Source organism: Achromobacter sp. UBA5777 (genome assembly GCF_002418565.1).
Classification (GTDB): domain Bacteria; phylum Pseudomonadota; class Gammaproteobacteria; order Burkholderiales; family Burkholderiaceae_B; genus Achromobacter; species Achromobacter animicus.
On the sequence record NZ_DIEJ01000308.1, the window covers coordinates 1 to 3,336 of the forward strand.

4 protein-coding genes are annotated in these 3,336 nt (G+C 63.2%); 1 reads left to right on the top strand and 3 read right to left on the bottom strand.

The window, feature by feature from the left end; all coding sequences use genetic code 11:
- Positions 1-1,454 (top strand): PhoH family protein (locus tag B3446_RS26725; RefSeq protein WP_291387017.1); only part of this gene is annotated, 1,454 nt, incomplete at its 5' end.
- A 71-nt stretch (positions 1,455-1,525) separates the two neighbouring features.
- Here the strand turns inward: B3446_RS26725 and B3446_RS26730 are convergent.
- From B3446_RS26730 to ppa, 3 genes are all read right to left on the bottom strand, one after another.
- Positions 1,526-1,657 carry an entericidin A/B family lipoprotein gene (locus B3446_RS26730; protein WP_056567326.1) on the bottom strand — a complete coding sequence of 44 codons (132 nt, stop codon included), beginning with the start codon at positions 1,655-1,657 and terminating at the stop codon, positions 1,526-1,528.
- 38 nt (positions 1,658-1,695) lie between these two features.
- The gene (locus B3446_RS26735) at positions 1,696-2,391 is read right to left on the bottom strand and encodes a fumarylacetoacetate hydrolase family protein (RefSeq protein ID WP_291387020.1); all 696 of its coding nucleotides are present in this window, start codon (positions 2,389-2,391) and stop codon (positions 1,696-1,698) included.
- 291 nt (positions 2,392-2,682) lie between these two features.
- Positions 2,683-3,213, bottom strand: a complete 531-nt coding sequence (gene ppa / locus B3446_RS26740) for an inorganic diphosphatase (protein ID WP_056322566.1) — start codon at positions 3,211-3,213, stop codon at positions 2,683-2,685.
- Positions 3,214-3,336: the final 123 nt, after the last annotated feature.

Below are 3,336 nucleotides of genomic sequence, written 5' to 3' on the forward strand. Positions count from 1 at the left end.
CCCGCGCGCCCGCGCGCCAGGCTAAGGCCACGCCCGCGCCGGCCAAGCGCAGCAAGGCGCGCGCCGAGAACGCCCCGCGCAAGCTGTTCGTGCTGGACACGAACGTGCTGCTGCACGACCCCAGCTCGCTGTTCCGCTTTGAAGAACACGACATCTTCCTGCCGATGATGACGCTGGAAGAACTGGATCACCAGAAAAAGGGCATGTCCGAGGTGGCGCGCAATGCGCGTCAGGTCAGCCGTTCGCTGGACTCGCTGGTGCAGGACGCCACGCATCTGGACGAAGGGCTTGAGCTGGCAAAGCTGGGCAACAAGGACGCCACCGGCCGTCTGATGTTCCAGACGACCGCCATCCACAGCACCCTGCCCTCGGACCTGCCGATGGGCAAGGCCGACAACCAGATCCTGGGCGTGGTGCGCGCCCTGCAAGAAAAGTACCCACAGCGCGAGGTCGTGCTGGTGTCCAAGGACATCAACATGCGCCTGAAGGCGCGCGCGCTGGGCATGGCCGCCGAAGACTACTTCAACGACCACGTCCTTGAAGACTCGGACCTGATGTACTCGGGCGTGATGCAGTTGCCCGAAGACTTCTGGAACAAGCACGGCAAGGACGTCGAGTCCTGGCAACAGGGCGGCACCACCTTCTACCGCATCCACGGTCCGCTGTGTTCGCAGTTCGTCGTCAACCAGTTCGTCTACTTCGAAGGCCAGATGCCGCTGTACGCGCAAGTGCGCGAAGTCAGCGGCAAGATGGCGGTGCTGGCCACCCTGCGCGACTACACCCACGGCAAGAACAATGTCTGGGGCATCACGGCGCGCAACCGCGAGCAGAACTTCGCCATGAACCTGCTGATGAACCCGGAATGCGACTTCGTGTCGCTGCTGGGCCAGGCCGGCACCGGCAAGACGCTGCTGGCGCTGGCGGCGGGCATCACGCAGGTGCTGGAAACCAAGCGCTACACCGAGATCATCATGACGCGCGTCACGGTGCCTGTCGGTGAAGACATCGGTTTCCTGCCGGGCACCGAAGAGGAAAAGATGCTGCCGTGGATGGGCGCGCTGGAAGACAACCTCGACGTGCTGAACATGGGTGAGGGCGAAGGCAATGGGGACTGGGGCCGCGCGGCTACCATGGACCTCATCCGCTCGCGCATCAAGGTGAAGTCCCTGAACTTCATGCGCGGCCGCACCTTCCTGAACAAGTACCTCATCATCGACGAAGCGCAGAACCTGACGCCCAAGCAGATGAAAACGCTGGTCACCCGCGCGGGTCCCGGCACCAAGGTGATCTGCCTGGGCAACGTCGCCCAGATCGACACCCCCTACCTGACCGAAGGCAGCTCCGGCCTGACGTTCGTGGTCGACCGCTTCAAGGGCTGGCCGCACTCCGGCCACGTCACGTTGCAACGCGGCGAACGCTCGCGCCTGGCCGACTACGCGGGCGACGTGCTGTAGTTCTTCTTCTCGTCCGCAACAAAAAAGCCCCTTGATTGCTCAAGGGGCTTTTTTTCACGACCGCGAGCCGATTATTTGTCGGCGGCGTTGGTGATGGCATTGCCCGCCCGGGACACATCCTTGCCCATGCCGGCGACGGTATTGCAACCGGCCAGCACGAAGCCGAATACGACAAAGGCAGTCAGCACAAACTTGCCGCGCATGCTCTAACTCCAAAATGAAAAGATGAAAGCGCCGATGCTCAGGCGATCTGCACGCGCAGTTCGCCCAGGCCTTCGACGCCGCCAGTGATCACGTCACCTTGGCGCACGGCGCCCACGCCTTCAGGCGTACCGGTGAAGATGATGTCGCCGGGCTGCAGTTCAAACAGGCCCGACAGATAAGAAATGCTTTCCGGAATGTTCCACAGCATCTGCGAGATGTCGCTGGATTGCTTGCGCTCGCCGTTGACGTCCAGCCAGATGGCGCCCTTGTCGAGCGTGCCGACCACGCTGCGCGGGTGGATGGGGCCCAGCGGGGCGGACTGATCGAACGCCTTGCCGATTTCCCAGGGACGGCCCTGCTTCTTCATTTCGCCTTGCAGGTCACGGCGGGTCATGTCCAGACCCAGCGCATAGCCCCACACGCATTCGTTGGCCTGTTCGACGGGGATGTCGCGGCCGCCCTTGCCCAGCACCACGACCAGCTCCATTTCGTAGTGCAGATTGGACGTCTTGGGCGGGTACGGCATCTTGCCGGTTTCGCCATCGGCCACGATCAGCACCGCGTCGGCGGGCTTGCAGAAGAAGAACGGATCTTCACGGCCGGTGAAACCCATTTCCTTGGCGTGTTCGGCGTAATTGCGGCCGACGCAATACACGCGGCGCACGGGGAACAGCGCGGCGCTGCCGGCAACGGGAACCGCGACGGGCGGTTGGGGAGGCAAAACGTAGTCCATGAGCTATCAACCTATGACAAATACGTGACCGGAAAAACCGGAAAAAATATTACCCCGACGCGCGCGCGCTTGGCTTGCCCTGTGACCCCGCGATGGGGCGGTGTTGTTGTTGGGCGGCCGGGCGTTTGAAAAAGCACTCGCGAGTGTAGCCCTTTCTGCGGCCAAAGCGAGTGCCGGATGGATCTGGCGCCCCATAAGACAACGGCGCGGCTGCGACTGGCCGCAGCCGTCGCGGCCGCGCCGCAGGAAGGCGCCAGCCGGCGCGATGATGCCGGCTGGCGGATAGCCCGATCAGCCCTTGGTGTAGCGCTCGGCGCTGCGCACGATTTCCTCGTGTGCGGCGTCCACGCCCTTCCAGCCCTTGACCTTGACCCACTTGCCCTTTTCCAGGTCCTTGTAATGCTCGAAGAAGTGCTGGATGCGGGAGATGTCTTCCGCCGGCAGATCTTCATAGGACTTGATGTTGCGGTACGGGGGGTACAGCTTTTCGATCGGCACGGCCAGCAGCTTGGCGTCGCCGCCCGACTCGTCGTCCATTTCCAGCACGCCGATGGCGCGGCAGCGCACGACGGCGCCGATCTGGATCGGGAACGGCGTCAGGACCAGCACGTCGGCCGGGTCGCCGTCTTCGGACAGGGTCTGGGGAATGTAGCCGTAGTTGCACGGGTAGTGCATGGCCGTCAGCATGAAGCGGTCAACGAAGATCGCACCGGAATCCTTGTCGACCTCGTACTTCACCGGGTCGGCGTTCATGGGGATTTCGATGATGACGTTGAAGTCTTCCGGCAGCTTCTTGCCAGGGGAGACGCGATCAAGACTCATGGTTCAACCTTGTTTGTCTGAAGGGATATTCAAATCGAGCCGTCGTCCTTGAACGGCGGCTTGGTGGTCGGCACGGGCGCCGCGGGCGCTGCCGGCTTGGCGGCGGGCGCAGCGGGCGCCGGC

What these genes read in the sequence shown, in the direction of transcription:
- B3446_RS26730 (WP_056567326.1), bottom strand. Translation starts at nt 1,657, where the DNA reads ATGCGCGGCAAGTTTGTGCTGACTGCCTTTGTCGTATTCGGCTTCGTG.
- B3446_RS26735 (WP_291387020.1), bottom strand. Translation starts at nt 2,391, where the DNA reads ATGGACTACGTTTTGCCTCCCCAACCGCCCGTCGCGGTTCCCGTTGCC.
- ppa (WP_056322566.1), bottom strand. Translation starts at nt 3,213, where the DNA reads ATGAGTCTTGATCGCGTCTCCCCTGGCAAGAAGCTGCCGGAAGACTTC.